The organism is Kribbella sp. CWNU-51 (genome assembly GCF_054073265.1).
In genome coordinates this window covers 1-26,952 of sequence record NZ_JBSXMZ010000045.1, presented here as the reverse complement: position 1 = coordinate 26,952, position 26,952 = coordinate 1, and the positions used below count along the sequence as shown (strand labels likewise).

The 26,952-nt window shown below is 68.1% G+C and carries 26 protein-coding genes and 1 tRNA gene; 13 read left to right on the top strand and 14 right to left on the bottom strand.

Features of this window, described 5'->3' with window-relative positions; genetic code table 11:
* Window positions 1-45 precede the first annotated feature (45 nt).
* Complete coding sequence (locus tag ACXC9Q_RS35725; protein ID WP_457061059.1) at window positions 46-1,278, top strand: sensor histidine kinase; 1,233 nt, start codon at window positions 46-48, stop codon at window positions 1,276-1,278.
* Window positions 1,263-1,916 (top strand): response regulator transcription factor, encoded by a 654-nt coding sequence (locus ACXC9Q_RS35720; protein WP_457061058.1) that lies wholly within the window; start codon window positions 1,263-1,265, stop codon window positions 1,914-1,916. Before ACXC9Q_RS35725 ends, ACXC9Q_RS35720 begins: the two co-directional genes overlap by 16 nt.
* Here ACXC9Q_RS35720 and ACXC9Q_RS35715 read toward each other — a convergent pair.
* Window positions 1,903-2,715 carry an alpha/beta hydrolase gene (locus tag ACXC9Q_RS35715; protein WP_457061057.1) on the bottom strand — a complete coding sequence of 271 codons (813 nt, stop codon included), beginning with the start codon at window positions 2,713-2,715 and terminating at the stop codon, window positions 1,903-1,905. The genes ACXC9Q_RS35720 and ACXC9Q_RS35715 overlap by 14 nt on opposite strands.
* Window positions 2,716-2,800: 85 nt before the next feature.
* On the opposite strand from ACXC9Q_RS35715, the gene ACXC9Q_RS35710 reads away from it, so the two are divergent.
* From ACXC9Q_RS35710 to ACXC9Q_RS35695, 4 genes are all read left to right on the top strand, one after another.
* Window positions 2,801-3,688, top strand: coding sequence for a MurR/RpiR family transcriptional regulator (locus ACXC9Q_RS35710; protein ID WP_457061056.1), 888 nt, complete (start codon window positions 2,801-2,803; stop codon window positions 3,686-3,688).
* Between the two features lie 78 nt (window positions 3,689-3,766).
* Window positions 3,767-4,582, top strand: coding sequence for a pyrroline-5-carboxylate reductase (proC, locus tag ACXC9Q_RS35705; RefSeq protein WP_457061055.1), 816 nt, complete (start codon window positions 3,767-3,769; stop codon window positions 4,580-4,582).
* Complete coding sequence (locus ACXC9Q_RS35700) at window positions 4,579-5,559, top strand: proline racemase family protein (RefSeq protein WP_457061054.1); 981 nt, start codon at window positions 4,579-4,581, stop codon at window positions 5,557-5,559. The genes proC and ACXC9Q_RS35700 overlap by 4 nt, the downstream gene beginning before the upstream one ends.
* Window positions 5,560-5,569: 10 nt before the next feature.
* Window positions 5,570-5,893 carry a putative quinol monooxygenase gene (locus tag ACXC9Q_RS35695; RefSeq protein ID WP_328518687.1) on the top strand — a complete coding sequence of 108 codons (324 nt, stop codon included), beginning with the start codon at window positions 5,570-5,572 and terminating at the stop codon, window positions 5,891-5,893.
* Between the two features lies 1 nt (window position 5,894).
* On the opposite strand, the gene ACXC9Q_RS35690 is transcribed toward ACXC9Q_RS35695, so the two are convergent.
* From ACXC9Q_RS35690 to ACXC9Q_RS35670, 5 genes are all read right to left on the bottom strand, one after another.
* Window positions 5,895-6,980, bottom strand: a complete 1,086-nt coding sequence (locus ACXC9Q_RS35690; protein ID WP_457061053.1) for a flavin-containing monooxygenase — start codon at window positions 6,978-6,980, stop codon at window positions 5,895-5,897.
* A 98-nt stretch (window positions 6,981-7,078) separates the two neighbouring features.
* On the bottom strand, window positions 7,079-8,647 hold the full coding sequence (locus ACXC9Q_RS35685) for a LuxR C-terminal-related transcriptional regulator (protein WP_457061052.1): 1,569 nt from the start codon (window positions 8,645-8,647) through the stop codon (window positions 7,079-7,081).
* Between the two features lie 32 nt (window positions 8,648-8,679).
* Window positions 8,680-9,318 carry a response regulator gene (locus ACXC9Q_RS35680; RefSeq protein ID WP_457061051.1) on the bottom strand — a complete coding sequence of 213 codons (639 nt, stop codon included), beginning with the start codon at window positions 9,316-9,318 and terminating at the stop codon, window positions 8,680-8,682.
* Window positions 9,315-11,294, bottom strand: coding sequence for a sensor histidine kinase (locus tag ACXC9Q_RS35675; protein ID WP_457061050.1), 1,980 nt, complete (start codon window positions 11,292-11,294; stop codon window positions 9,315-9,317). The genes ACXC9Q_RS35680 and ACXC9Q_RS35675 overlap by 4 nt, the downstream gene beginning before the upstream one ends.
* Window positions 11,291-11,995 (bottom strand): hypothetical protein, encoded by a 705-nt coding sequence (locus ACXC9Q_RS35670; protein WP_457061049.1) that lies wholly within the window; start codon window positions 11,993-11,995, stop codon window positions 11,291-11,293. The genes ACXC9Q_RS35675 and ACXC9Q_RS35670 overlap by 4 nt, the downstream gene beginning before the upstream one ends.
* Window positions 11,996-12,135: 140 nt before the next feature.
* On the opposite strand from ACXC9Q_RS35670, the gene ACXC9Q_RS35665 reads away from it, so the two are divergent.
* Window positions 12,136-13,530 carry a peptidoglycan DD-metalloendopeptidase family protein gene (locus tag ACXC9Q_RS35665; protein WP_457061048.1) on the top strand — a complete coding sequence of 465 codons (1,395 nt, stop codon included), beginning with the start codon at window positions 12,136-12,138 and terminating at the stop codon, window positions 13,528-13,530.
* Between the two features lie 67 nt (window positions 13,531-13,597).
* On the opposite strand, the gene ACXC9Q_RS35660 is transcribed toward ACXC9Q_RS35665, so the two are convergent.
* Window positions 13,598-14,428: an amidohydrolase family protein gene (locus ACXC9Q_RS35660; protein ID WP_457061047.1), complete on the bottom strand. Its 831-nt coding sequence runs from the start codon at window positions 14,426-14,428 to the stop codon at window positions 13,598-13,600.
* 141 nt (window positions 14,429-14,569) lie between these two features.
* Window positions 14,570-14,743, bottom strand: coding sequence for a hypothetical protein (locus tag ACXC9Q_RS35655; protein ID WP_457061046.1), 174 nt, complete (start codon window positions 14,741-14,743; stop codon window positions 14,570-14,572).
* A 591-nt stretch (window positions 14,744-15,334) separates the two neighbouring features.
* On the opposite strand from ACXC9Q_RS35655, the gene ACXC9Q_RS35650 reads away from it, so the two are divergent.
* Window positions 15,335-15,730 carry an SHOCT domain-containing protein gene (locus ACXC9Q_RS35650; RefSeq protein WP_457061045.1) on the top strand — a complete coding sequence of 132 codons (396 nt, stop codon included), beginning with the start codon at window positions 15,335-15,337 and terminating at the stop codon, window positions 15,728-15,730.
* Window positions 15,731-15,817: 87 nt separating this feature from the next.
* Here ACXC9Q_RS35650 and ACXC9Q_RS35645 read toward each other — a convergent pair.
* Window positions 15,818-15,891, bottom strand: a tRNA-Met gene (locus ACXC9Q_RS35645).
* A gap of 115 nt (window positions 15,892-16,006) precedes the next feature.
* On the opposite strand from ACXC9Q_RS35645, the gene ACXC9Q_RS35640 reads away from it, so the two are divergent.
* Window positions 16,007-16,969 carry an N-acetyltransferase family protein gene (locus tag ACXC9Q_RS35640; protein WP_457061044.1) on the top strand — a complete coding sequence of 321 codons (963 nt, stop codon included), beginning with the start codon at window positions 16,007-16,009 and terminating at the stop codon, window positions 16,967-16,969.
* 119 nt (window positions 16,970-17,088) lie between these two features.
* Window positions 17,089-17,661, top strand: coding sequence for a hypothetical protein (locus ACXC9Q_RS35635; RefSeq protein WP_457061043.1), 573 nt, complete (start codon window positions 17,089-17,091; stop codon window positions 17,659-17,661).
* Window positions 17,662-17,761: 100 nt separating this feature from the next.
* Here the strand turns inward: ACXC9Q_RS35635 and ACXC9Q_RS35630 are convergent, their stop codons facing one another.
* The 5 genes from ACXC9Q_RS35630 to ACXC9Q_RS35610 all read right to left on the bottom strand — a co-directional run bounded on the left by ACXC9Q_RS35630 (window position 17,762) and on the right by ACXC9Q_RS35610 (window position 23,133).
* Window positions 17,762-20,740 carry a UPF0182 family membrane protein gene (locus ACXC9Q_RS35630; RefSeq protein WP_457061042.1) on the bottom strand — a complete coding sequence of 993 codons (2,979 nt, stop codon included), beginning with the start codon at window positions 20,738-20,740 and terminating at the stop codon, window positions 17,762-17,764.
* The gene (locus tag ACXC9Q_RS35625; RefSeq protein WP_457061041.1) at window positions 20,737-21,309 is read right to left on the bottom strand and encodes a PPA1309 family protein; all 573 of its coding nucleotides are present in this window, start codon (window positions 21,307-21,309) and stop codon (window positions 20,737-20,739) included. The genes ACXC9Q_RS35630 and ACXC9Q_RS35625 overlap by 4 nt, the downstream gene beginning before the upstream one ends.
* Window positions 21,310-21,397: 88 nt before the next feature.
* The gene (locus tag ACXC9Q_RS35620; RefSeq protein WP_457061040.1) at window positions 21,398-22,435 is read right to left on the bottom strand and encodes a YlbL family protein; all 1,038 of its coding nucleotides are present in this window, start codon (window positions 22,433-22,435) and stop codon (window positions 21,398-21,400) included.
* On the bottom strand, window positions 22,432-22,677 hold the full coding sequence (locus ACXC9Q_RS35615; protein WP_457061039.1) for a hypothetical protein: 246 nt from the start codon (window positions 22,675-22,677) through the stop codon (window positions 22,432-22,434). Before ACXC9Q_RS35615 ends, ACXC9Q_RS35620 begins: the two co-directional genes overlap by 4 nt.
* 30 nt (window positions 22,678-22,707) lie before the next feature.
* Complete coding sequence (locus tag ACXC9Q_RS35610; protein WP_457061038.1) at window positions 22,708-23,133, bottom strand: molybdenum cofactor biosynthesis protein MoaE; 426 nt, start codon at window positions 23,131-23,133, stop codon at window positions 22,708-22,710.
* 366 nt (window positions 23,134-23,499) lie between these two features.
* Here ACXC9Q_RS35610 and ACXC9Q_RS35605 point away from each other — a divergent pair, with 366 nt between their 5' ends.
* From ACXC9Q_RS35605 to ACXC9Q_RS35595, 3 genes are all read left to right on the top strand, one after another.
* Window positions 23,500-24,798: a zinc-dependent metalloprotease gene (locus ACXC9Q_RS35605; protein ID WP_329480953.1), complete on the top strand. Its 1,299-nt coding sequence runs from the start codon at window positions 23,500-23,502 to the stop codon at window positions 24,796-24,798.
* A 45-nt stretch (window positions 24,799-24,843) separates the two neighbouring features.
* On the top strand, window positions 24,844-25,401 hold the full coding sequence (locus tag ACXC9Q_RS35600; protein ID WP_457061037.1) for an NUDIX hydrolase: 558 nt from the start codon (window positions 24,844-24,846) through the stop codon (window positions 25,399-25,401).
* 690 nt (window positions 25,402-26,091) lie between these two features.
* Window positions 26,092-26,895 (top strand): ferritin-like domain-containing protein, encoded by an 804-nt coding sequence (locus tag ACXC9Q_RS35595; RefSeq protein ID WP_457061036.1) that lies wholly within the window; start codon window positions 26,092-26,094, stop codon window positions 26,893-26,895.
* Window positions 26,896-26,952: the final 57 nt, after the last annotated feature.

Below are 26,952 nucleotides of genomic sequence, written 5' to 3'. Positions count from 1 at the left end.
TTGGTGCAGAGTGAAGTCACCAACCGTAGCGAGGAAGAGGTTCTGATGTCGTGGGTAGCGAGTGCCTGCGTCGGGTTCGTCCGGGCGTGCGTCGTACTGGTCGTCAGCCTGCTGGTGCCGGCCGTCTGGGCTTCCGCTGTGGCGGTTGCGATCTGGTGGGGGAACCCATGGACGTGGATTGCGCCGCTCGTGTGGGCCTGCATCGGGACCCTCCTGCTTCTCCGGCCGGTGTGCCGGATGGTCCGCGCACTCGTCGTCCGGTGGACGGGCATTGTCATCCCGGCCGGCTATCGCGAGCTCGGACCGGTGACGCAGCTGTCCACCGGCTATTGGTGGAACGGGTACTCGTACGAGCGGAGTCGCCGGGATGCCGAGAAGGATCTGGCCATGCGCGTGCGGTGGATGGACCCGGCGAACTGGCGTGATCTGAGGTTCGCGGCGGTCCTGGTGGTCACGGCCGGCCTGACTGCCGCGGTTCCGCCGGCCGGCGTTGTGGCAGCGGTCCTTGGGTTCGCTCGGTCAATGCCGCTGCTCGGACTGGCCGGTGTGGTGGTGGCGGGCGCGAGTGCGCCGTACGCCTGGAGGGTCTTCGCGCCGGTCGCCGTACGCTTCCTGCGCCCGACGCCGGCGATGGCCCTGTCGGATCGGGTCGACGAGCTGACCGCACAGCGTGCGGATGCGACGATCGCGCAGGCCGCCGAGATCCGCCGGATCGAGCGGGATCTGCACGATGGAGCGCAGGCACGGCTGGTCGCGCTCGGCCTTTCGCTCGCGACAGCGGAGAAGCTGATGGAGACCGACCCACGCCAGGCCAAGGCGCTGCTTCGCGAGGCACGGGTCGGAGCCGCGACCTCGCTATCGGAGCTGCGCGAACTGGTCCGGGGGATCAACCCGCCGGTGCTGAACGAGCGTGGGCTGGTGGATGCCGTGCGGGCGTTGGCGATGGACAGCCCGCTCGAAACTTCCGTTGTTGCTGACGGTGAACTGCGGCTGGATCCGCCGATCGAGTCCGCTCTGTACTTCGGAATCGCCGAGCTGCTGACCAACGCCGTGAAGCACTCCCGGGCCACCCAGGCTCAGATCACGATCGGCCGCGAGGAGATTGCCCTGGTCGTGCTGGTGGAGGACAACGGCCGGGGCGGCGCGGACGGGGATGCGGGAGGCGGAATCGCGGGCCTACGCCGGAGGCTCTCTGCCTTCGACGGCACCTTGGAGATCAGCAGCCCGGCAGGCGGTCCGACGCGTGCGAGGATGACGGTGCCATGCGAATCCTTGTAGCCGAAGACCTCTACCTGCTGCGGGACGGAATGGTTCGCCTGCTCGAGGCGTACGGGCACGAGGTGGTGGCGACCGCGACCACCGGGCCCGAGACACTCGGCGCACTCCTCAAGTGGCGGCCGGACGTCTCCGTCATCGACGTCCGGATGCCACCGACGCAGTCCGATGAAGGTCTCCGCGCGGCACTCGCCGCCCGTCGCGAAGTGCCCGGCCTACCGGTGCTGATCCTGTCCCAGCACGTCGAGCAGCTGTACGCCCGCGAGCTCCTGACCGACGGCACGGCCGGGGTCGGGTATCTGCTCAAGGAGAGCGTGTTCGAGGCTGACCAGTTCATCGACGCACTGGAGCGAGTCGCCGCCGGCGGAACCGCGATGGACCCGGCCGTGATCTCGAAACTGCTCTCCAGCGGTACGTCGACCAAGCCGCTCGACCGGCTCACCGAACGCGAACGCGACGTGCTCGGCCTGATGGCGGAAGGACTCTCCAACCAGGCCATCCGCGAACGGCTGTTCCTCAGCGAGAGCGCCATCGGCAAGCACACCACTTCGCTGTTCGGGAAGCTCGGCATTGTCGACGACGACACGAGTAACCGCCGGGTGCTCGCCGTACTGACGTATTTGGGGCTTACCGGTTCTTGAGTTGGTCGGTGAAGAAGCGTTCGACGGTGGGGAGGATCTTGCGACCGGAGTGGGCGGCGCCCTCGACCACGTCGAAGGTGATGTCGAGGCCGTGGGAGCGGTAGTTCGCCTCGAGGGTGCGGAGGCGCTCGATCCGGGTGGTGCCGGTGAGTTCGGCGCCGTCCATCCAGTTGGACTCGCCGCGGTTCATGATCTCCCACGTCTCGACGTCCTCGGAGCCGACCACGAGCTGGATCGGCACCCGGCGCAACGCGTCGAAGTCGATCGACTGGCCGAACTTCTTCTCGAACCCCTTCGTCCCCAGCCACCACGGCAGCGTGTCGTCCAGCTGGGTGATCCGGCCCGGCGCGCCGATCGACGCGGCGGCGAGGCGTTCCGGATGCAGGTAGAGGAACCGGTGCGTGAACTGCCCGCCGCCGGAGAAGCCGTGCAGGTAGAACCGCTCCGCCGCCACCGGGAACCGGGCCGCGACCTCGTCCACGATCGCCAGCAGCATCCGGTCGAACCGGATCCCTTCGTACTCGATGAACTTGAAGTTGTGCAGGTCGTCCGGATCGACCAGCCCGGCCGGGAAGATCGGCGTCAGGATCACGACGCCCTGGTCCTCGGCGAACTCCTTCAGGTGGGTGCGATAGTTCGCCGCCGACCGGGCGGTGCCGTGCTGGACCACGACCAGCGGCGCCTGCTCGTCGTCGGTCAGTCGCAGCGGCACGTACAGGCAGTAGTGCAGCCGCGGATCCGCCTGGGACGCGAAGATCGGGGTCGCGCCACGCTGATAAACGGTGGAGGTGTGGGTCATCGGCTTCTCTCGTCTGCGATGCTGTTACAGAACTCAGATTCCTGGACTGCTCGTTACACGCGCGATGAGATCGGATGATACACAGATGGCCGATGATGTAACAGGGATTACGAAGAATCCCGCGATCGCCGAGCTCCGCTCCCGGATCCGGGAGCACTGGGACGAATTCACCCCGGCCGCCCGGACGGTCTGTCGTTCACTGTCGGAGATCTCCCCCGAGGAACTGCTCTACCTGTCCGCCCAGGAACTCGGTACGGCGACCAAGACCAGCAACGCCACGGTGATCCGGACCTTGCAGGCGCTCGGCTATGCCGGCCTGGCCGAACTGAAGGACCAGGTCGCGGCGCCGTTCACGACCACGCACCGGCAGGAGCGGCTGCGGAACCGCATCGAGGCGACCGGCGGCGACCCGAAGCACGTCTGGGACCGGGTGATCACCGAAGCGATCGAGCGGATCCAGTACCTCGACGAGCATCTGTCGATGGACGCGTACACCGAGGCCATCCGGCTGATGGCCGACGCGCGCGAGATCGTCACCTACGGATTCGGCGCGAACTTCGTCGCCGCCGAGCACCTCACCCTGAAGCTCCGCCGGCTCGGCCGCCGCAGCCGCTGCATCGAGACCGCCGGCTTCCGGCTGGCCGACGACCTGCTGCCGGTCGGCCGCGACGACGTGGTCATCGTGATCGCGCCCGGCCGGCTCACCACCGACGCGGAGACCGTGATCGAGCGGGCCCGGGCGGTCGGCGCCGCCATCATCCTGCTCAGCGAGCCGCTGGTCGCCGAACGGCTCGCGAACGACGTGACCGTGGCGATCCACGTGCCGAACACGGTCACCGGTATCACCGCTGAGGTCCTGACGATCATCCTCACCACCGACGCCCTGGCCCAGGCGCTCGCGGCGGTCGACACCGAGCGAACTCTCGAGACCGCGCACACCTTGGAGACCATCCGTCAGCAACTCGGATTCTGAGTAGCGTTTGTTACAGAGAATCTAGCTTGTGTAACATACACTACGGTCGTCGTTCGCTCGTCCGAAAGGTGCATTGCCATGGATCAGCTCGTGTTCGTCGGAGGGGGCAACCTGGGCACCGCCCTCTTGTCCGGACTGCTCGGCGGTGAGTCCCCGCGGTACACACCGGACCAGATTCAGGTCGTCGAGTCGTCCGCCGAGCGAGCGGCGTCCCTGCGAGATCGGTTCGGGATCGCGACACCTCCACTGGCCGAGGCGGTGCGTACGGCGGGCACCGTGCTGATCGCGGTCAAGCCACACCACGTCGGCGGTCTCCTCGCCGACCTGGCCGGCGAGGTCGGCGACAACCAGCTGCTGATCTCGGCCGCGGGAGGAGTCCGGATCGGTCAGATCGAGCAGGCGTTGAGCACGAAAACGGCCGTGGTCCGCTGCATGCCCAACACTCCTGCTGCCGTCGGCGAAGGCATGATCGCCCTGGCCGGCGGGACGCATGCGACCCCGGCTCACCTGGCCGAGGTCGAGGCACTACTGCAGACGGTCGGGCGAGTGGTGCAGGTGCCCGAGCAGCAGCTCGACGCCATCACCGCGATCTCCGGCAGCGGACCGGCGTACTTCTTCTATCTCGCCGAAGCGCTGATCGACGCGGCCGTCCTGGTCGGGTTGCCCCGGCCATTCGCCGCGGAGCTTGTCATCCAGACCGCGGTCGGCGCGGCGATGATGCTGCGGGAGCCCGGTGCCGACCCGGTGCAGCTGCGCGCCGCGGTGAGCAGTCCCGGGGGCATGACGATCGCCGCGGTGCGCGAGTTCGAGAATCGCGCCGTACGCTCGGCGGTGATGGCGGCGGCCGAAGCCGCGCGGGACCGATCGATCGCACTCGCGGAGGCATCTCGATGACCGACGTCGTTGACTACCACACAGCCGGCGAGCCCTTCCGGATCGTGACGTCCGTCGAGGTCCCCGGCGCGACGGTGCCGGACCGGCGGGCGTTCGCCCAGACCTCGTCCGAGGTTGACGCGATCCGGCAACTACTGGTCAACGAGCCGCGCGGACATGCGGACATGTACGGCGGCTTCGTTGTCCCGGGCAACGATGACGGTGCGGACTTCGGCGTACTGTTCTGGCACAAGGACGGCTACTCGACCGCGTGTGGACACGGGACGATCGCGCTGGGCACCTGGGCAGTGGAGACCGGCCTGGTATCCGCCGCACCGGATGGCGTGACCGACGTGGTGATCGACGTACCGTCCGGACGGGTTGTTGCCAGGGTCACCTGTTCCGCCGGGGCGGTGACCAGCGTCGCCTTTCGCAACGTTCCGTCGTACGTCGTGGATCGTGCGGTGCCGGTGAAGACCTCGCGGGGTGACGTCGTGGCGGACATCAGCTTCGGCGGTGCGTTCTACGCCTCGGTGCCGGCCTCGTCGGTCGGGCTCTCGGTGACACCGCCGTCGTACGCCGAACTGGTGGCGATCGGCCGCGAGATCAAGTGGGCGCTCGACTCGGTCGCCGTACATCCCACGGATCCCCGGCTCAGCGGTCTCTACGGGACCATCCTGTACGACGACCTCGGCACGCTGAACGGCGGTCCACACCAGCGCAACCTGACCATCTTCGCCGACGGCGAGGCCGACCGCTCCCCCTGTGGTTCCGGTACGTCGGCCCGCCTGGCCCTGCTGCACGACGAAGGCCGGCTGGGTCCGGGGCAGGTGCTGCGGCACGACTCCATCGTCGGCACCACGTTCCTCGGGCGCGTGGTCGAGGAAACCGCTGACGGGGTCATCACCGAGGTGGAGGGGGCGGCGTACCGAACCGGCACCGCCACGTTCAGCCTCGACCCGCGCGATCCCATCGGCACCGGCTTCACCCTGCGCTAGGTTGTTGGTCATGATCTTCATCACTGCCAAGTTCCGCGTGAAGCCGGAGCATGCCGAGAACTGGGCGTCCATCACCGCAGACTTCACCGCGGCGACCCGGGCCGAGTCGGGTTGCCTGTGGTTCGACTGGTCCCGGTCCCTGGACGACCCCGCGGAGTACGTGCTGGTCGAAGCCTTCGCCGACGACGACGCGGCCACCGCTCACGTCACCTCGGCCCACTTCAAGGCCGCCCAGCAACACCTCCCCCAGCACCTGGTGGAGACTCCCCGCATCGTCAACTTCAAAGTCCCCCAGGACGACTGGTCCGAGCTGGGCGAGCTCGCGGTCAAGTAGCTCAGACCTCACTGCGGGACAGCTCCCGGACCGTGCGGCCGGCGAGGTGGCGTACGACGTACGCCGCGTCCTTGCTGACGCCGCCGACGGTGTGGGAGTTGAACATGTACTGGAACTCCTGCCCCAGAACGTAGAGACCCGGCTGGCCCAGCACGCAGCCACGCTTGCCGGCCAGCCGCCCGGACGAGTCCAGACCGGGCAGGTCGATCCAGCCGAAGCCGTACTGGAAGCCCGTGCACCAGATGACGTTGGCGACGTCGAGCGATACGCCGTCCTCGGTGTGCGGGCGGCCGTCGGTCACGCCGGCGATCCGCTCGACCCGCTCGATGCCGACCGCGAGGAGGTCCTTCTCCTTCTGCCGGATCAGGAACTCGCCGTGACCTTCGAGCGCCTCCGCCTGAACCTTCCGGCCCGGCTTCTTGTCCTCGGTCAGGATGTGCTCCCACACCCACCAGATGAACGGGAACATCAGCTTGCCTTGCCACCCCCGCATGTCGATCGGGAGGTAGCCGACGTTGCGCCCGGCGAGCAGCACCTTGTGCGTCGTGCCGACGTCGACGCCGATCTCGGCGCCGGAGTTCCCCGCACCGACGATGAGCACGGTGCCTGGCTGCAGCTGCCCCGGGTTGCGGTAGTCGGCCGAGTGCAGTTGCACGATGTCGGGCGAGAGCTGATCGGCGAAGGCGGGGATCTTCGGCACGCGGTGGACGCCGGTCGCCAGGATCACGTTGCGGGTGACGAACGACTCCGCGCCGGCGGTGACCCGATAGCCGTCGCCCTCACGGAACAGACCGTCGACGTGCGTCCCCAAGCGGATCGGCAGGTGGAACCGTTCGGCGTACCGCTCCAGATAGGCGACCATCTCGGCGCGCGACGGGAAGGTGTAGCCGCCGCCGAACTTGGCCCCGGGGAGCCCGTCATGTCCGGACGGCGTGAACAGCTTCAGCGAGTCCCAGCGCTTGAGCCACGATCCGCCGACCTGATCGGCGGCGTCCAGAATCACGAACGGCTCCCCGCGCTGCGCGAGGTGGTACCCGGCCGACAGACCGGCCTGACCTGCCCCGATCACCACTGTTTCGTACTGCATGATTGCCTCCTTCGGTTGTCTCGAAGGTAGGAAGAGCGGCCGGGGTGCCGCGTCGGCGAAATCACCCAACCGCGTGCGATGGGTGGATGGGTACGTCGTTAGACCAGCTTGTGCTCGAAGCCGTACGCCGTCGCCGCGGACCGGGACGAGACCCCCAGCTTGGTGAAGATGTTGCTCACGTGCCGGTCGACGGTTCGTTCACTCAGCACCAACTGGGCGGCGATCGCACGGTTCGTGGCCCCGGTGGCGACGAGCCGTAGTACCTCGATCTCGCGGGGTGAGAGCAGCCGATCGGAGCGCTCGGTGTAGGCGCCCAGCGTCTCGAAGATCCGCCGGGCGGCCGCGCTCTCCCGGTCCGCGGATTCGCCGTCGCCGAGCGCCTGGCAGGCGTCCGCGATCAGCAGGCGGGTCCGCCCTTCCTGGTACGGCGCTCGCAGTTCGACCCACTGACGCAGTGCGGACCGGGCCGGCGCCAGCGCGGCGTCGGGGTGGTCCTCGGCGAGCCGGATCATGGCCTCGGCCTGCGCGCTGGCGGCCTGAACGATCGTCGTTCGGCAGGTGGCTGCGAGAGTGCGCAACTTCTCGGCGGCGTCGGCGGCCGGCTCGAGCTCTCCCGCCGCCAGCAAGATCTCGGTCGCGGCGAGATGAAGCTCCACCTGGTTCGCGTCCTCCTGCGCCTCGGCGAGACGGCGCCTGATCATCGCGGCGGCGGCCTGCGTGCTGCCCTGAGCGAGCCGCAACAGTGCGAGCCCGGGCTGCGGGTCATGGCCGAGCCGGCTCGCTTCGGCGAAACACTCCTCCGCCTCGGCGAAGTGGCCTTGGAGCCGGTCGAGATCCCCACGGACGTAGGCCGCGTAACCGGCTGCCCACACATCGACATCGGCGGGACTGACGGCGCCCAGGTCGGCGCGGGCGTCGGTCCAGGCGCCGCGCAGTCGCTTGAGCTCGGCCCGGCGTACCTTGCACTCACCGGTGAAGTTGCCGAGCTCCGGCTGGGCGTCGCACCAGCGCGTCATCGCCGCGGTCCACTCCTCGGCGCGCCGGAGCTCGTACGCCGTCCAGCAGCCGGTGATCGCGCCGCAGTAGACGATCCCGGTCACCATCGGTGAGAGCGAACCGGCGGTCAGCTCGACCATGGCCTCGTCCAGCTTCGCCAACCCTTCGGCCGATCGACCGGCCGCGAGGAGGAACCGCCCCTCCTGGTGCAGCGCCATACCGACCAGGTCCCTGTTCTGGTGCCGGCGGCCCGCCGCAACCGCCTCGGCGCTCATCGCCACCGCCAGATCGAGTTCACCGACAGCCGCCGCCTCGAACGCTGTACTCATCCGGAGATAGGCCGCCGGAACCGAGTCGGTGCCGTCCTCCTCGATCAACCGCGCGGCCCGGGCCAGCCATCCACCCCCGACCACCACGTCCCCGGCGACCAACCGCTGCATCCCGGACCACAACGCGGCCCCGGCCGCCCCGAGCACATCGCCCCGCGCCAGCAACTCGTCGTACGCCCGCTCCCGGATGGCGAAGTAGTCCTCCATCCGCCCCACCAACATCGCCGCCACCGCGTACCGGTCGAGGTCCTCGGCATCCAGGCTCCCGGCGGCCGCGAACAACTCGAACGCCCGCTCCCACGCGCGCGCCTGGTAAGCCCGCCTAGCCTCGACAACCCCCACCGGGCCAGTATCAGCCTCTTTCAGGCTGGTGGTCAGGTGAGGCCGGCATCGCGGGCTCGGATGATGGCCTGGGAGCGGTCTGCGACGCCGAGCTTCGCGAAGATGTTGGTGATGTGGTTCCGGACCGTCTTGTCCGACACGACCAGCCGACGGGCGATCTCGATGTTGGTCCGGCCGTGGGACATCAGCGTCAGAATCTCCTCTTCGCGGTCGGTGAGCATCGGGAACGGCCCGGGCCGGACCGTCCTGCGCTCGGAGATGAGCCGACCGAGTACCAGTCCCGCGACGTCGGCGCCGAAGACGGCCTCGCCGGCCGCCACGGCTCGCACCGCCTGCAGGATGCGATCACCCGACGCGCCCTTCACCAGATAACCCCGCGCACCCGCGCGCAGCGCAGAATGCAACGACTCCTCGTCGTCGAGCATGGTCAGCACGAGCACTGCGATGTCCGGCAGCTCGGCACTGAGCCTGCGGGTGGCGGCGATACCCCCGGTGCCTTCCATGTGGAGATCCATCAGCACCACGTCCGGACCCAGCTCCGCCGCGAGTGCCATCGCCGCGTCGCCGTCTCCTGCCTCGCCGACCACCTCGACTTCCGGCTCCTCGGTGAGTACGCCGACCAGGCCACGACGGAACACCGGATGGTCGTCGGCGACGAGCACGCGGATCATGGCGTACCTCCGGGCAGGGAGGCCGAGACCTCGGTACCGGTGCCCGGGCGGAACGTCACGGTGCAGAAGCCACCCAGCTCCTCGGCTCGCTCCCGCATCGAGGTCAGGCCGGTACCGACGGCCCGCGCCGGTTCGCCGCTGCCGTCGTCCGCGACCCTGAGCAGCAGCCGGTGGCCGTCGTACCGCACGTCCACCTGACAGCCGCTGGCCTGAGCGTGCCGAAGAGTGTTCGTCATCGCCTCGGTCGCGATCCGGTACGCGGCGACCTCGAGCGCGGACGGCAGCTCGGCCGATCCGTCGTGGTCGGCGACCTTGATCACCAGTCGCCCACCGGAGCGAGCGGTGAGCAGGTCGGCCTGATGCCGCAGCGCACCGACCAGGCCGGCATCCAGTGCGGGCGGCCGCAGGTCCGCGACGATCCGGCGTACCTCATCGACGCAGTCCGCGGCATCACCGCGCAACTCCTGCAGCAGCAGTGACGCCTCGGACAGACTGCGCGCTGCCACCCGGCCGGCGGTCTCCAAGCCGAGAGAGATACCTGCCAGCGCTGGGCCGAGTCCGTCGTGCAGGTCCCTGCGGATCCGGCGGCGTTCCTCCTCGCGCGAGGAGACGACGCGCTCGCGTGACCTCCGCAGCTCACGGGTCGCCCGGACGCCGTGGGCCGCGACACCGGCCTGGCGGGCGAACACCTCCAGCAGCCGACGGTCCGGCGCAGCCAGCTCGTGCTCGCCGCGCCGCAGACCCACCACCAGCAGTCCAACCTCTTCGCCCGCATGGCTCAGGGGGAACCGGGCCACTCGCTCCGGCCGGCTGCCAGAGGCGTACGCCGGTCGGTCCTCACCGGCCAGCCGCACCTCGGCGTACGGCAGGTTGAGAGACGTGCGCACTGCCTCGACGGTCGCCGGCAGGACCTCATCGGCGTCGAGAGCGGAACTCAGCCGGTCGCCCAAGGTGGTCAGCGCCGCGAGTGGGTTGCGGCGTTCGCCGTACATCAGCCGGTCGACCAGGGCCTGCAGCCAACTCCGTGCGCCGGCGAGCAGCATGGCCGCAACCGCGGCGATCACCGCCGGCACCAGGCCGGCGTCGGATCTGGCGCCCAGCAGTGCCGCCGCACCGAGATAGATGCCCAGCGCAACCGCTGTCAGAGCGGCATACACAACCGTGCGCGACAGTACGAGCTCGATGTCGAACAGGCGATGGCGCACGATGCCGACCGCAAGACAGCAGAGCGCCACGACATTGATGACGAAGTCGACGGCCTGGGGCACCGGGATGAACGCGACTGGTCCGGCCAGCGCGATCGCGGCGACGAACCACGCGGCCTGCTGCCGCCGCTCGGGATCGGCGTGCCGCATCCGCAGTACGACACCCAGTACGGCGGCGACGCCGACCGCGAGCACCACGGCGAACCCAGCCGCGGTCACCCCGAACTGGACGCTGTCATCGACCGGCAGGTCGAGCGGATTGCGCACCTCAGGAAAGCCTGCGTCGTCCACAGCCGCCTGACTCGTGGCGAACGAGAACAGCGCCAAGCACCCTGCCAGCAACGCGGCGCGAGCCGGCCAGAGCCACCGACGCGACGGCAGCCTGCCGTCCGGGTACAGCAGGGGTATGGCGGCAACCACTGCCAGGAACGGCGGTAGCCACAAGACTGCTGCGAGCCACGCCGCTACTGCGGCGAGAGGCGTCGTACCAAGCGCGACCCCCGCGTACTCCGAGCAGACCGAGCCTGCTGAAGCGCACACGCCCGCTCCGGCGAGTACCCAGCCGAGCCGGTTGTCCGGCCGCGCGCGCAGTACGAGGGCGCCCACGACGCCGAGCGCCAGGCCCGCCATCCACTGGTTCGCGCGGTTCTCGCCGATGAGCTCTCCTGGAGCCGTCACCGTGGTCAGTGCCAGAGTCAGTGACGTGATCGCGAGCGCGCCGGTGGCCCCGGCGACCATCACCGGGGCCAGAGGCCACTTCCGAACGCTCATCTCATGCTCAGTGTGCGCATCCAGCGCCGTTGGTGGGTAGTGCGGCCATAGCCGGTGACGATCGCCCAGGCGAGCACCAGGCCCGCTGCCAGCGCGGAGAGGTGTCCGGCGATGCCCCACCCGAGTACGAGGTCCATGATCACAAAGCCCACCCCGAACACCACGACGAGCCTCGGTACCGAGGGTGACCGCCATAGCGCGATGTTGAGCAGTACGGTCCCGAACAGCGCACCAGCGAAGAACAGCACGAACAACACCGCTCCCGGGAGCCCTGGGCTGCTCACATCCAGGATGGCCACAGCCGCGTCCCCATGACCGGCCCGCGCCGTCCACAACGCCGCCATCTCCACGCCCTGGATCGCCGCAAGGCCGGTCATCGCGGCCGTGAGGCACACAGCCGCCGCGGTCGCGATCCGGCGCGAGTGGCGGCGCGCGATGGTCACCATCACGAACAGTTGCCCGAGCAGGAACGGGACAGCAAGCATGCCGGCGGCCTTCGAGAACGCGATCCGGTCCGGGTGGGCCAGCCACCAGCTGATGCGACTCGCCGCCCCTGCGTTTCCGCCGGGCTCGAGCAGGAACTCCGCGACCTGCAGTGCGGCACCGGCCACGGCGAGTGCGGCCGCAACCCAGCGGACCCGGCCGGTGAAGACTGGCGCCGGACGCTGCCGGGCCGTGGTGTCTTCGACGATGACGGTCATGATGTGCTCCTTGAGTCGAGTGACTGTCGACCAGGAGCGTGTGCCCGGACCTGTCCCGGATGCACGGGAGCCAGGTCCCGACTACGACCTGGGAGCAGGTCCCCTGGCTGACGGGACACCACGACGGCGACCGTCGGGATATGACAACCTCTACTGCTTCTCCACAGCGTCAACGCCGCAGCGTTCGTACGGCCCTCATCCTCGGTGGCGTCGGCATCGCCATAGCGCTCCTGCTTCTCGGCGTCGCGCCCGTTCCTGTCGCCCTCGGCGTGACGGGGCTCCTGCTTGCCTCGCTCGCCACGTCGGACACCGGCCACGTTGGACTCGGCCGGCGCAACATTGTGATCGGCGCAGCCGTTGTCGCCGGTTGCACGGTGCTGGCGCTCGTGCCGGTCCTGACGCAGGCCCTGCTCGCGCTGCCCGGCAGCCCGGATGTCGCTTTCGACGGACTGCTTGTCATAGCTCTCGTCGTGATCGCTTTACCGCTCGCATTGACTCGGATCGACGGACCGGCGCCTCGCTTCGACGTAACCCGGCGTACCGTCCTGCTCGCGGTGACTGGCCTGGTAGTCGGTGCGGTGTGCTTCACCAGCGGCATCACGTTCCTAGGGCTGGTCGCATTGGTCTACCTGGTGGTGCCTGTCCTCATCGTGTCGAGGCTGCGGCACCGGCGGATCGGCACCGGCCGTCGTCTGTCCGTCAATCAGCTGGTGTTCTGGACTCTCGTCGCACTGACGGTCCTGCCGGGTACGTACGACGTACTGCGTGCGGACTTCGGCAACGGCTATCCGATCTTCATCGCCGGGATGGTCGCACTGCCGGCAACCGCCGTCCTGCTGCCCTGGCGCCGCACCTTCGCGGCGACGAATGCACTGGTCGCCATTGGCTCCGTCTTCCTCGCCACCCAGCTCGTGATCACCTACCGGCCGGCGAGCGACGGTGTAGACATCGACTCACCGCTGGTCGGCGAGTGGTACGTCGGGCACGGGGGTAACGCCGAACTGGTCAACTACCACCACATCGCGGCGAACCAGCGAGACGCGGTGGACATCCTCAAGGTGCGCGACAACAGCACCCACGCCGGCGCCGGACACAATCTGGAGGACTACTACGCGTTCGGCGAGTCGGTGCTGTCCCCTGGCGACGGTGTGATCACCGCAGCAACCAGCACACTCCGCGACGAGCCTGTCGGAACTGTTGACATCCACCACCCGGAGGGCAATGTCCTGGTCGTCGACATCGGCGCTGGGAGGTACGTCGTACTCGCCCATCTGCGGCAGAACAGCCTGCAGGTCTCGGTCGGCGACCGGGTCCACGCCGGTCAGCCCATCGCCCAGGTCGGCAACTCAGGCAACACCGACGAGCCACACCTGCACCTGCAGATCCAGAACCGGCCTCAGCTCGACGCCGCCCGGTACACCCCAGGCCTGACCACGTCTGCGGTCCTGCTCCGGAACACCACCGTCAACAACCGGTTCCACTCGCAAACCCCACTCCACAGAGGCGACCACTTCACCTCGAACGTGTCCCCTTGATCAGCCGAACCGGCCGGCCCAAGCCCGCGTGTTGAGCCAGGTGCCGTCATTTGGCTGAGGCAGTAGGTCAGGAGCCGTACAGGGTGGTGAAGTTGTCGCGGAGGAGGAGGTCGGCCAGTTCGCCGTCGCCGGCCGCGTCGCGGAGGCGGGCGACCTCGCCGACGTAGTCGCCCCACGGCTCGTCGCTCGCGAAGAGCACCCGGTCATGGCCGATCCCGCGCCGCTCGATCTCGCGGACCAGCCAGCGCGGCGCGAAGCCGATCGCCCAACTGGTATCGGTATAGACCTGCTTACCAGCCTCGATCCAGCTGAAGAACCGCTCGTTGATCAGCTTGATGTGCCCGCTCATGCCACCACCGAAGTGCACGAGGTGGATCTTGACGTCGTCGCCGTACCGGTCGACCAGCTTGCCGATCTGGTCGATGTCGGACGCCGCGCCGGGCGAGGTGTGAACGTGGACGACGAGGCCGCGCTCGCGAGCGGTGCTGAAGATCTGCTCGAGCTGCGGAGCACACTCCGGGTCCTCCACTGCACCACCCAGCAGGAAGCTGGTCTTCAGGGCGACGACGCCCGGCTCGCCGGCCAGGGCGAGAGCCGACGTGGTGAGTTCGGCGTCCTGCGGCCGCGGCGACACCCACAGCCCACAGCTGATCCGATCGTCCTTGGCCGCCGCCTCGATGACCAGCGGGTTGAATCCGAACGAGACTGACGCGTCAGGTACGCCGTAGTTGGGCAGCACGAGCGCACGCTCGGCACCCTCCCGGTCGAGATCCTCGATCAGCTCACCGACCGTCGCCCGCGCCAGGGTGTCCGGGTTCACGGGAGGCCCACCGTAGAACGGGTATGCGGGCATGATGCCAAGGTGCCGATGCGCGTCATTCGTCAGTTTCTTGGTCATCCTCCGACGGTAGCGGCCACCACTTTCCTATGCAAGAGGTAAATCTACTATCCGACACGGTCCGGCCTTCGCACCCTGCTCGGCGCTGATTGACGAAGCGCCCGGCTCGTGTGAGCCGGGCGCTTGGTCGATCAGCAGTTGTCAGCGGCGCCGGCCCCAGCGGCCTGAGGTGCCGACGCCGGCCAGGTGCAGTGCGACACACAGCAGACCAGCGGTGAGCAGTGTTTGTGGTGTGAACGCGTCGCTGGCTCGAACGTTGGCCCAGTCGAGGATGAGCGAAAGACCGAAGATGACGGCAGCGATGATCGCGAACATCGGGTGCTCCTTAGCGGGAGTCGGGCAGATACCCAACCAGTACCCACCGCAACTCCCCGACCCCACAAAGCGAAGCACTCGGATGCCCGAGCCGGTCGCTCCACAGGGCACCACTCGTGCGGATATCCGGCTCTTCTGACTGATGTGTGGGTGAGGGTGGTGGTACTGCGGGTGGGTGCGGTCGCCGTACAGCGGACTTTTCGACAGGACGTGTTCGCGTACGGCCGGCCGAGGCTCACGCAACCGTCCACTGGCCGGTGGGGTTCGGTGGGGTCTGTGTCTGGTCCGGGGAGGGTTCTGCCCGGTCCGGGAGGAAAACCCTCCCCAAACCGGCAGAAAACCCTCCACCCGAACAGAACGGGGCGCACCCCGCGGTGCTCGCAGACGGTTCCGGACGTGGCCACATCGGCCCCAGTAGGTCCGTTTCGTCGGCAGGTGGAACTGGCAGTCGCCGGAAGGCCGTTCACAGTCCGACTCGCCGGGCGAGGAGCTAGCGTTTTGGCCGCGTCGTTGCGATGGTGACTTTGTGAATTTGTTGGGTACGCGGCGCTCACGGGCGTCGCGTGCCCTCGTGTCTGGGAGGGAATGGCCATGGACGCAATGACGAATGACTTCGGGGAAGTGCTCCTGTGGAGCTTCTGGTTCTTCATCTGGATCGCCGCACTGATGGTGTGGTTCCGATGCCTGTGGGACCTGTTCAGCGACCACTCGCTCAGCGGTTGGGCAAAGGCCGGATGGGCGATCCTGCTCATCTTCGTACCGTGGCTGGGGGCGCTGATCTACCTCATCGTTCGAGGCCGGAGCATGAGCGATCGGCAGCAGAAGGCGTTCGCGCAGCAGCAGGCCGCGCAGGAGAAGTACATCCAGGAGGTCGCAAGCACTTCCAAGAGCCCGGCCGACGAGATTGCACGCGCCAAAGACTTGCTCGATTCCGGAACGATCACGCAGGCGGAGTACGACTCCCTCAAGACCAAGGCGCTGGCCTGACCAGACCGGATTGACGTGAAGACCCCGCAGGTCAGAACCTAGACGGCAAAGCGAAGGCCCGGACCTGATGGTCCGGGCCTTCTTCCGTAGCGGGGGCAGGATTTGAACCTGCGACCTCTGGGTTATGAGCCCAGCGAGCTACCGAGCTGCTCCACCCCGCGTCGTTGTGTCTCTAGTTTAGAGGATCGGGGCTGAGCAACCAAATCGGGTCCCGGTGTGGCTCCGGCACAGCGATAAGCACGTGTCAGCGGCGGGCGAGCGGCGTACCGTCCGGGTATGTCGAGACACGTCATCCGGCCGTTCGAGGAGGCGGATCTGCGTGCGGCCGCCGGTCTGCTCGCGCAGCGGCACAAGGACCACCGTAAGCGTCATCCTCTGCTCCCCGCCGAGTATGAGGACGAGCAACTCGCCCTGCTCGAGGTCACCGCGGTGTGGGAGAGCGAGAGCGCATCCGGTGCGGTGCTGACCGAAGGCGACGAGGTGACCGGCTATCTGCTGGCCGCCCCCAAGACATCGCCCGTGTGGGGTCCGAACATCTGGGTCGAGTCCGCGGGCCACGCCGTACGTGAGCCTGAACACATCCGTGATCTGTACGCCGCCGCGGCCACCAAGTGGGTGGACGACGGCCGTATCGCGCACTACGTGCTGGTGCCCGACGACGCGGAGCTGATCGACGCGTGGTTCCGGCTCGGCTTCGGCTCGCAGCATGCCCACGCGATCCAGCCGGCGCTGAGCACACCACTTCCGCCGCGGGATCTCGTCGTACGACGGGCGGTGCGCGAGGACATCGCCGTACTCGCGGAGCTGGATCTGGTACTGCCTCAGCACCAGGGGCTCTCGCCGGTGTTCTCCGCCGGGGACATGCCCACGCTCGAGGAAGCGCTGGCGGACTGGGAGGAGTCGATCGACGACCAGGACTATGCGACTTTCGTTGCCGAGTACAACGGTCAGGTGATCGGGTCGTCGATCGGGTGTTCGTTGGAGAAGTCCAGTAGCCACACTGGGCTGGCTCGGCCGGACAACGCCGGCTTCCTCGGGTTCGCCGCCGTACTGCCGGCCGCTCGAGGGCTGGGCGCGGGGCGGGCGTTGGGTGAGGCTGTGCTGCAGTGGTCGGCGGATACCGGGTACACGTCTGTGGTGACCGACTGGCGGGTGACGAACCTGCTGTCGTCTCGTACGTGGCCGAAGTTGGGGTTCCGGCAGACGTTCCATCGGCTGCACCGACTGATCGGGTACTGAACGGGCCGGGTTGTCCACAGGTTCGAATTCGTCGGCCGGGCGGCGCGGTGATCGCTGCATCTTCTTGGGCAAGAAGGCGTTTCGCAGCAGGCGGGGCGTCGCGGTTCCAGGAGGCAGCCATGTCGCGTTCTTCCCTTCGTTCCCGAGTCGTGCCGTCGACCCGTCGTATCGTGATCGGGAGCGCGGTCGTCCTCGCCTCACTCGGCGCCTGGACGACCACCGCGACGGCGGCGAGCGCGATCGAGCCGGGGTACTCCGTCGCACCTCCATCGACTGAGCAAAGGGCATGCACCTTGGACGGCTTCGTGATCGAGCACCTACCCGACGGCATCGGTACGCCGAGCGACTTCGAGTACGAGTGGGAGGACGTGAGCTTCCACAGCCGGGTCTGGGAGACCGGCCCGGATCCGGAGGGCGCGTTCAAGGTCGATCTGACCGTGAAGACGCTCCGCGGGGAGAAGCTCACCGACCTCGAGGCGCTGAAGACCTTCCTGATCGAGTACGAGGAGAAGGATCCGGACAGCTGGGAGCTGACCTCGGTCAAGGTCGGTGGGTACGACGGCCTGTTCACGGGGGACGAGGTGTTCTACTTCGTCGCGCCGGGGGTAGCGGCCGAGGTCACGATCGACCACGACCGGTTCACCGACGAGGACGTTCTCGACACGGCTGCCGGCTTCCATCCGGAGACGTGATGTCGTAGGCAACCCGCACGACACCGGTGCTCTGGGCAACGAAATGGGGCGGCGACGCCGACTGGTGTCGGTGTCGCCGCCCCGGGGAGCACCCTGTGGATCAGCCAGTCGGTGACGCCGACGGACCCGATGGTGGCGCCGGGGTTCCGGACGGCGTCGTCGTCGGTGTCCCGGTCGGCGCCGGAGTGGTGGGCGTGGCTCCGGCTGCCACCGCCCTGTCGATCGCGTTCTTCATGTTGTTGACCTGAACCTGGTATTCGGCCAGGTTGCCCGCCTTCAGGGCAGCCTGGGCAGCCGTGTACGCGGCTTGTGCCTCGGCCAGCGCCTGCTTGACCGTCGGGTTCACCGGCGATGTCGGCGTCTTCGAACCGGGGGGTTGCTCACCGGTATCGACGCTGGTGTTGAACACCTTGTTCAACGCTTCAGTCAGCGTCGCGCCGAAGGCGACCCGATCACCGAAGGAGACCAGCACATACCGGAGCACCGGATAACTACCGGGTCCACTGGTCCGGACCGAGTACACGGGCTGGACATAGAGCAGGCCACCACCGAGCGGCAGCGTCAGCAAGTTGCCGAACTGGGCTCTAGCGCCGCTGGTCGGCTGGTTGATCGGCAGCAGCGCCGTTCTGATGCCGTCGTCGGTCTGGAACTTGTTGAAGACCTGTCCTGGACCGGGTATCTGCAGGTTCCCCGGCAATCGAAGGATCCGGAACTGACCGTAGTCCGGCGACGAGGCCTCGGAATCGACAGCCATGAACGCCGTCAGGTTCTCGCGTTCGGCGTTCGGCACGTACACAGACGTCAGGGAGAACTTCGGATCGGTCTGACCGGGCATCCGCAACGAGAGATAGAAGGGAGGTTGTTTGATTTGAGCGGACGAGTCGCTGCCGGCCGACACCGCAGTGGGGTCGGCCGGGACGCGCCACAGGTCGCTGTTCTGGTACCAGGTGCCGGCATCCGTCACGTGGTACTTGGCCAGCAGGTCGCGCTGGACCTTGAACATGTCCTCGGGGTAACGCAGGTGCAACATCAGCTGCGGCGAGATGTCCGAGCGCGGCTTGACCGTGCCGGGGAACGCCTTCATCCAGGTCTTCAGGACGGGGTCGCTCTCGTCCCAGGCGTACAGCTGGACCGATCCGTCGTACGCGTTGACGACGGCCTTGACCGAGTTGCGGATGTAGTTGATCTGCTCGCTCGGCTGCTGCGCGATGGTGCCGCGGCCGGTCGTGGTGTCCCGGGTGCTGTCGTCCAGGGCGACCTTCTCGGAGTACGGGTAGTTCGCCGAGGTGGTGTAGCCGTCGACGATCCAGACGACCTGGCCGTCGACGATCGCCGGGTACGGGTCGCCGTCCGGCGTGAGCCACGGCGCCGCCTTCTCGACCCGCTCCCGCGGACTGCGGTCGTAGAGGATCTTCGAGTCGGTGTTCACCCGGCTGGACAGCAGCAGGTTCGCGTCCCGGAACTTTGTTGCGTAGAGCAACCGGTTGCCGAAGGAGCCGATCGGGACACCGCCCTTGCCCTGGTAGGTGTTCAGCGTCGGGTCGCCGCCGCTCTTGCCTTCCGGGGTGTCGAGCTCGACCGCCTGGCCACCCTTCGGCCCGCCGACGATGGAATAGTCCGGCGACTGCTCGCCGAAGTAGATCCGCGGTTCGTAGTCGCCGAGGTCGCCGGTCGGCGGCAGGTCCTTCTCCGACCACACCGGCGTACCGTCGGCGGCGCGCTGGTTGCCGTTGGCGGCGACGACGCCGTACCCGTGGGTGTAGACGGTGTGGTCGTTGTTCCAGTTGCGCTGGCCGGCCGGCAACCGGTCGACCTGTACCTCGCGGACCGCGATCACGGTGTCGTTGACCTTGTCGCCGATCTTGTACCGGTCGACGTCGAGATCGGTCGGGAACGAGTAGAAGCCACGGACCTGCTGCAACTGCTCGAAGGTCGGACCGACCACGGTCGGGTCGATCAGCCGGATCCCGGGCAGCACCTCGGTGTCAGCGAGCAGCTCGGACGGCTTCGCCGTCGTCGTCGCGGCGTAGTTGATGACCTTGGTGTTCTCCAGGCCGTACGCCTGGCGCGTCGCCTCGATGTTCTTGGTGATGTACGGCGCCTCGCGCACCGGCTCGCTCGGACGAACCCGCAACTGCTGCAGCGCGGCCGGCCACAGGGCACCGAGCAGGATCGCCGACAGGATCAGCACGACCGTGCCCACGCCGGGCAGCAACCAGGTCCTACGGACCACATTGGCAAAGAACAGGCCGGCGCACAGCACCGCGATGACAGCCAGGATCTCCTTGCTGGGCAGGACAGCGTTGTCACCGGTGTAGGAGATACCTGTGAACAGTCTGCTGTCCGAGGTCGTCAGGCCGAACCGGTCCAGCCAGTAGCTGAACGCCTTGAGCAGGACGAGCAGACCGAGCAGCACCGAGAACTGCACCTGCGCCGCGCCGGAAGCCTTCTGGCCCTTCGCGGACGGACGGAAACCGCCGTACAGGTAGTGGGTGATGATCGCGGCGACGAGCGAGAGCAGCACGATCGAGTAGCCGAAGCCGAGCAGCACGCGCAGCCACGGGTAGTCGAAGACGAAGAACGCGATGTCCTTGTTGAAGTGCTTGTCGGTGACGCCGAACGGAGTCCGGTTCCGCCAGGCCAGGAAGACCTTCCACTCCCCCGACGCGGCCGAGCCGCCGAACACGAGCATGAGGGTCGCGACCACGCCGATGGCGATCTTCCCGCGCTGCTGCAGCAGATCGCCGTACCGCTCGAAGCCGGGGCTGGGCGACGGTGCGAGGGCGACCCGCGGCCGGGTGCGGAAGGCGATCACGATGTTCGCAACGACCGCGGTCGCCATCAGCAGACCGACCACGAAGAACAGCAGCACCCGGGTCCCGAGCACGGTGCTGAAAACGGAGCCAAGATCGACCGAGCGGTACCAGAGCCGCTGGGTCCAGACATCGGTGAAGACGCTGAAGAGGATCAGCAGGACGATCAGCGTGGCGATCGTCGGCAGGAGGGCCCGGGGACGTCCTCCAGATGTTCGCCGCGTCCGCCGCGGCTCCTCCGGCATGTCGTAGACGCCGTCACTCATCGTCGCTTCTCCTCGTCGTCACTCATGCCGTCGACCCCAGGACCCCGGCCCGGCCGGCTGCCGACCGAAGGTTCGAATGTCAATGACAGTACTTCGCAAAGCGTGGGGACCAAGTCCGTGCCGGTCAGCACAGCGCCGTCCTCGTCGTGCGAGCGCAGCCGGACGGCGCCGAACCGGTCGCCCTCGCGGAGCACCGCGGCGACCATCCGGACCTCGTGCCGGCGTGGGTCGCTGCCGGCCATCCGGGCGAGTTCGGCATCGGACTCGACGCTGGAGAGGCCGGTCTCGGCGGAGGCCGGCAGGACGATCCGCTCGATCGCGAGCGCACAACCGGTCACGCCGTCAGGCCATTCGATCCGGGCCAGCGCGTCGGCCAGGTGCTCGTCCTCGAGAACGCCGGGCAGCTCACCCTGGGCAACCGGGGTCAGGGGCTGGGACGCATCCTCGGTGCCGAGTTCCGCGGCCAGCTGGGGCTCGGCGCGGAGCAGTTCCTCGGTCGGGACCAGCGCGAACAACTGCGCGGGCTGGTCCCAGCCCGCGCTGCTCACGTGCTTCTCGATCTCGATCACTGCGCGACTGAGCGCGTCAGGAGGAAGAGTGCCTACGGAATCCATGCCGGCAGATCTCCACTTCGGCTGGCCGGTGCGTACAGGTGACTCAGGATGTGCATGCGGGGACATTCCCCTTTCCGCCGGTGACCGCCTGCAATGCAGCGATCGCGTCGCTCAGGGTGGTGATCTTCACCAACTGGATGCCCTTCACATCGGCGTGCAGTGCCGCCGCGCAGTTCGGAGCCGGGACCAGGAACACCGTGGCACCGTCGTTCTTGGCGCCGGCGATCTTCTGCTGAATGCCGCCGATCGCGCCGACCTGGCCGAGCGCGTCGATCGTGCCGGTGCCGGCGACATGTTTGCCGTCCAGCAGCGGGCCTGGTGTCAGTTTGTCGTAGATGGCCAGTGCGAACGCCGTACCCGCACTCGGGCCGCCGATGTCCTGGCCGAGGTTAACCGTCACCTTGACCGGCGACTCGACGCCGATGGTGATACCGACCATCGGACGGGTCGGCTCGCCCGGAGTGGCCGCGGTCTTCAGTTGCACGGTCTGCTCGGCCCCACCGCGTTGGATCAGGAAGACGACGTTCTCGCCGACCTTGTGCTCGCGGACGAAGTCGCCGACCTGCGGGACCTGCGTCACCGTCTGGCCGTCGACGGCCAGCACGATGTCACCGGGCTTCAGCTTGCCGTCGGCCGGAGTGTCCTTCGCGACCGTCGAGACCTTCGCGTGGTAGGGGACCTTCGCCGCCTGCAGAGCGGCCGCGATCGCGCTGTCCTGCGAGCCGGTCATCTCCGCGGTGTTCTGCTGCTCGACCTGGTCCGCGCTCTGGTCCGGCGGATAGATGATGTCGCGGGGGAACAGGTCGTGGTGTGGGTCGAGCCAGTTCCGCATCGCCTGCGGCAGGGTCAGCTGCCGGTCCGGCGAGGTGACCGACACTGTGGTCAAGTCGAGCTGCCCGGTCGTCGGAAAGGTCTGGTGGTTGCTGATCTCGATGACCGGCTTGTTCTTCGTCGTGCCCAGGGTGTCCTTGACCGGCCCGGGGCTGAACGAGACGAACGGCACCGGGAAGGCGGTGACCAGTCCGAGCGAGATGACAAGCACGACGATCGAGGTGACCAATGTGGCGGTACGACGTGTCACGAACCCTGCCCTGCGATCTTGGTGGACGGTGTGTCGGCGCGGCGGCCGAGGCCGCGGCGGCGTTCAGGCGTCGCGCGGGGTCCGGGGGCGGCGATTGCCTCGTTGAAACGACGGAAGTCGTCGACCGATGCGAAGGCGCCACCGGACCGGCGCGGACCACGGCTCCGCCCACGCCACGCCGCCCAGCACATCGCCAGCAGCGTGGCGACCAGCGGGAACGCCAGCCACGCCAAAACCTTCATCCGGCCACCTTCATGCGCCCAGCGTACGTGTCAGTGAGCGCCGACCCACTCGCTGGCACCGTCGGTGAAGTGCTGGTGTTTCCAAATCGGGACCTCGGCCTTGAGATCGTCGATCAACCGTCGGCACGCGGCGAACGCCACATCACGGTGCGCAGCGGCCACGGCCACGATCACCGCGGTGTCCCCGATCTTGAGGTCTCCGGTCCGGTGTACGGCGGCCAGAGCGGTCACCGCGGGGTCCGCGCAGATACGCTCCGCGACCGTCCGCAGGTGGTCGAGCGCGTCCGGGTGAGCCTCATAGCTGAGGCGATCGACCGGCTTGGCCTGATCGTGATTGCGCACGGTCCCGATGAAGAGAGCGGTCCCACCAGCGGTCGGGTCTGCGACAGCAGCCAGCACCTCGTCGCTGGACAGTGCATCCTCGCGGATGTCCAGCAGCCTGATCGTGTCGCTCATCCAATCCTCATTCCCAGCATTGCCCCGCCCGCACACCTACCCCGAACCATCCCTCATTCACCCGATTCTCCCTCCCGCCCGTCCAGACCCGCACATCCCCTCCCATTTCCACCCATTCGGCCGCCTGCCGGCGTACCCGCGCCAGACCAGGCCGCGGCGTACCTCGGGGCTGCTGTCCGTGTCGCGATGCGCACCCCGCGAGACTGTTGCCTCGCTCACCTACCCACGCCCCACGCCGCCTACGGGCGGGCGGCGGCTCTGCCCGGGGCGAACTGGAGCGGTAAAGCGTTCGCCGGGGGCGGAACTGATGGGTGGAACCAGTACGTTGGAGTTGTACGCCCCACCCGCACAGGAAGGCCCACTCCGATGAGCGACGAACCGGACAACCCGTTCAAGGGAACTCCGTTCGAGGCCATGTTCCAGCAGTTCTCCGGCGCGGCCGGCGCGGGCGGCACCCCGGACCTGAACGCGATCTTCGCCCAGGTCCAGCAGCTGCTGAGCGGTTCCACCGACGGAAAGCCGGTGAACTGGGACCTGGCCAAGGACATCGCGCGCAAGACCGTCTCCGCCGCCGGAGACCGGTCGATCACGCCTGCGGACACCGATCGGGTATCGGACGCCGTCCGCCTGGCCGAGCACTGGCTCGACGAGGCGACCACGCTGCCGGAAGTGTCTGCCACCTCCGCGGCCTGGAGCCGCGCGGAATGGGTCGAGAACACGCTGCCCGTGTGGCAGACGATCGTCGACCCGGTCGCCGAGCATGTCGCCGGAGCGATGGGCAACGCCCTCCCCGCCGAGGCTCAGCAGTTCGCGGGGCCGATGGCCGGCATGTTGCGCCAGCTAGGCGGTTCGGTCTTCGGCGCGCAGGTGGGTCAGGCGCTTGGCGAGCTGGCCGGCGAGGTCGTGAGCTCGTCCGACATCGGCCTGCCGCTCGGTCCGACCGGTCAGGCCATCCTGCTCCCGGACAACGTCGCCAAGTTCGCCGAGGGCCTGGGGTTGACCGATGAGGACGTGCGGCTCTACCTGGCTCTGCGCGAGGTCGCACACCAGCGGCTGTACGCGGGCGTGCCGTGGCTGCGGCAGCACGTGCTGGCCGCGGTGGCGGACTACGCCGCGGGCATCGAGGTGGACACCTCCAAGATCGAGAGCGCGATGGCCGACATCGACCCGCAGAACCCGGAGGCCATGCAGGAGGCGCTCGCGGGCGGCCTGTTCGAGCCCGAGGATTCGGAGCAGCAGAAGGCAGCCCTGGTCCGGCTCGAGACCGCCCTCGCGCTGGTCGAGGGCTGGGTGGACGACGTCGTACGGCAGGCGACCAAGGACCGGATGCCGTCCGCCGTTCAGCTCGCCGAGACGGTACGACGGCGTCGTGCCGCTGGTGGGCCGGCGGAGCAGACGTTCGCCACGCTGGTCGGACTCCAGCTGCGGCCGCGCCGGCTCCGTGACGCGGCGAACCTGTGGGCCGCGGTGCGCGACGCCCGGGGTGTCGAGGGACGCGACGAACTGTGGTCGCACCCCGATCTGCTCCCCAGCGCCGCCGACCTCGATGACCCGATCGGCTTCGCCCAGCACGCCGGCGAGCTGGCCGACATCGACATCACCGACTTCCTCCCGGACGAGGGCCCGTCGGACCAGCCGCCCACCCAGGGCGACGACGGCAAGTAGGACGCACCACCCCAGCCCGAGCGACGGATGGTGGAGACTTGCCGGGTGCTTCATGGTGATGCGGTAGCGACGCTGGAGAACTGGACTGCGCCCGATGCTGAACAGGAGATGCTGCGCCAGCACTACCTGCAGCATCTGGCGCAGCACCCGGACGGCATGTGGCGAAGCTGCCGCCCGGAACACATTACGGCGAGCTCTCTAGTAGTCGACGGTTCTGGGACGCGCATCCTCCTGACCCTGCACAAGACAGTCGGCCGCTGGCTCCAGCTCGGCGGCCACTGCGAACCCGGCGACACCACCCTGGCCGGCGCCGCCCTCCGCGAATCCACTGAGGAATCAGGCCTACCCGACCTGACGATCGCCCCGGCCGCACTCCAACTCTCCCGCCACCAGATCCTGGCAGGCGGTTGCGCCGGCACATTCCACCTCGACGTCCAGTTCCTAGTCACCGCAACCGCCGCCACCAACTACGTCGTCAGCGAGGAATCCCACGACGTAGCCTGGTTCCCCATCGACGCCCTCCCCGCCGACACAGACCCCACAGTCCAACACCTAACCACCAAAGCCCGCCACCACCTCACCACCACGGCCTCACCTCGCTAAGCCCAACACCTGCAAGCGTGTGCCACGGCTGGGACTGCCCGGCCGGCGCGAAGGCCGATCGGGCCGGCTCCCATCGGTGAGCGCCTGTTGGTGCGCGCACTCACCCGTCCGCCGCCCTCCAGTTCGCGCGCCCATCGGCCCAAAGCCCGTCGGTGCGCGCCCCTGCTGGTGCGCGTCCCCACTGGCCCGCCGTACTCCGGTGCCCGCCACCCTCGGATACGCCTGCCCGGCCGACGCGAAGGCCCGCCAGTCCGCGCGCCCATCGCCCCGACACTCATCGGCGTCGGTCCACCGCCCGGGTGCGCCCCACCCGTCCACGCCAGCCAATGCGCGCTACCACCGGTCCACCGCGTCGCGGTACGCCCCGACCGATCCGCCCGCCAGTGCGGCGCCACCACCGGTCCACCGCCCCACGGTGCGCCCCGACCGACCCGCAGCCCGCCGCCGCCCTCCGGTGCGCGCAACTGGTCCACGCCCCCGTCGCCCCACCGGTCCGCCGCTCGGTGCACGCACCTATCGGTGGGCGCGTGTCCATCGCTGTTCGTACCAACAGCGTCGGATGTGTGGCTGGTTGAGGTGGCAGGACGCTGCCGGAGGAGTTCGTGGCGGACGGTCGGCGGCAGGTCGTACGCTCGTTGTCAGTCGTCGGATTGCGACCATCCGATCGCCTTAGTGTGCCGAAGGATGTCTGTGAGCTTCGACATCGATCACTACGCCCAGACTTCGACCCGCATCCGCTGGGACGACCTCGACATGTCCACGTTCGAGACCCAGCCATTGTCCAATGACGCGCTCCGATGCCTCAGCTACATGAGCGACGTGGAGACCCACACCGTCTGTTACCTGCGCGACCTGCTCGTCACGCCGTCGCACGCCGACCCCGAGGTGACCGTCTTCCTGACGATGTGGAACGTCGAGGAGTACTGGCACGGCGAAGTGCTCGACGAGGTCCTCGAGGGGCACGGCGTCCCCACCGGTCCCGAACACACCCGCGCGGTCCGCTCCCGCCTCGGCTGGCGGGACCGCCTGGCGCCGGTCCGGCAATCATTGCTGGCGAACGTCATCGGCGAGGACTTCGTCGCAACTCACATGGCCTGGGGTGCGATCAACGAGTGGTGCGCCCATTCGGCGTACACCCGCCTGATCCAGGCCGAGCGCCACCCGGTCCTGACCGAGATCCTCAAGCGGATCGCCAAACAAGAAACCCGCCACGTCGCCTTCTACAACAGCCAAGCCCGCGACCGACTCCTCCGAAGCAAGAAGGCCCAAAAGATCGCCCGGTTCGCCCTCTCAGTGGGCTGGGGAATCGTCGGCTCGACAATCATGCCGCCCGTCGAAGTCAAACACATGCTCGGCTATCTGTACGGCGGCGAGCAGGGCCTGGCCGAAGTCCGCAAGGTCGACGCCAAGATCGACGCCCTCCCCGGCCAGCAAGACCTCCACCTGGTCGAAAGAGAACTCATCAAGTACGGCGTAATCCCCAGCTCACAGTGAGGATGATGGGTGTGGTCCCCCGCAGTGGTCGTCCTGACTCGACCACTCACTGACTTC

Bases quoted from the DNA above. Each gene is read 5' to 3' on its own strand.
- ACXC9Q_RS35670 (WP_457061049.1), bottom strand. From the start codon at position 11,995: ATGACCGTCATCGTCGAAGACACCACGGCCCGGCAGCGTCCGGCGCCA.
- ACXC9Q_RS35665 (WP_457061048.1), top strand. From the start codon at position 12,136: ATGACAACCTCTACTGCTTCTCCACAGCGTCAACGCCGCAGCGTTCGT.
- ACXC9Q_RS35655 (WP_457061046.1), bottom strand. From the start codon at position 14,743: ATGTTCGCGATCATCGCTGCCGTCATCTTCGGTCTTTCGCTCATCCTC.
- ACXC9Q_RS35610 (WP_457061038.1), bottom strand. From the start codon at position 23,133: ATGAGCGACACGATCAGGCTGCTGGACATCCGCGAGGATGCACTGTCC.
- ACXC9Q_RS35640 (WP_457061044.1), top strand. From the start codon at position 16,007: ATGTCGAGACACGTCATCCGGCCGTTCGAGGAGGCGGATCTGCGTGCG.
- ACXC9Q_RS35710 (WP_457061056.1), top strand. From the start codon at position 2,801: ATGGCCGATGATGTAACAGGGATTACGAAGAATCCCGCGATCGCCGAG.
- ACXC9Q_RS35720 (WP_457061058.1), top strand. From the start codon at position 1,263: ATGCGAATCCTTGTAGCCGAAGACCTCTACCTGCTGCGGGACGGAATG.
- ACXC9Q_RS35715 (WP_457061057.1), bottom strand. From the start codon at position 2,715: ATGACCCACACCTCCACCGTTTATCAGCGTGGCGCGACCCCGATCTTC.
- ACXC9Q_RS35700 (WP_457061054.1), top strand. From the start codon at position 4,579: ATGACCGACGTCGTTGACTACCACACAGCCGGCGAGCCCTTCCGGATC.
- proC (WP_457061055.1), top strand. From the start codon at position 3,767: ATGGATCAGCTCGTGTTCGTCGGAGGGGGCAACCTGGGCACCGCCCTC.
- ACXC9Q_RS35660 (WP_457061047.1), bottom strand. From the start codon at position 14,428: ATGACCAAGAAACTGACGAATGACGCGCATCGGCACCTTGGCATCATG.
- ACXC9Q_RS35675 (WP_457061050.1), bottom strand. From the start codon at position 11,294: ATGAGCGTTCGGAAGTGGCCTCTGGCCCCGGTGATGGTCGCCGGGGCC.
- ACXC9Q_RS35630 (WP_457061042.1), bottom strand. From the start codon at position 20,740: ATGAGTGACGGCGTCTACGACATGCCGGAGGAGCCGCGGCGGACGCGG.
- ACXC9Q_RS35680 (WP_457061051.1), bottom strand. From the start codon at position 9,318: ATGATCCGCGTGCTCGTCGCCGACGACCATCCGGTGTTCCGTCGTGGC.
- ACXC9Q_RS35650 (WP_457061045.1), top strand. From the start codon at position 15,335: ATGGACGCAATGACGAATGACTTCGGGGAAGTGCTCCTGTGGAGCTTC.
- ACXC9Q_RS35695 (WP_328518687.1), top strand. From the start codon at position 5,570: ATGATCTTCATCACTGCCAAGTTCCGCGTGAAGCCGGAGCATGCCGAG.
- ACXC9Q_RS35615 (WP_457061039.1), bottom strand. From the start codon at position 22,677: ATGAAGGTTTTGGCGTGGCTGGCGTTCCCGCTGGTCGCCACGCTGCTG.
- ACXC9Q_RS35635 (WP_457061043.1), top strand. From the start codon at position 17,089: ATGTCGCGTTCTTCCCTTCGTTCCCGAGTCGTGCCGTCGACCCGTCGT.
- ACXC9Q_RS35725 (WP_457061059.1), top strand. From the start codon at position 46: ATGTCGTGGGTAGCGAGTGCCTGCGTCGGGTTCGTCCGGGCGTGCGTC.
- ACXC9Q_RS35605 (WP_329480953.1), top strand. From the start codon at position 23,500: ATGAGCGACGAACCGGACAACCCGTTCAAGGGAACTCCGTTCGAGGCC.
- ACXC9Q_RS35690 (WP_457061053.1), bottom strand. From the start codon at position 6,980: ATGCAGTACGAAACAGTGGTGATCGGGGCAGGTCAGGCCGGTCTGTCG.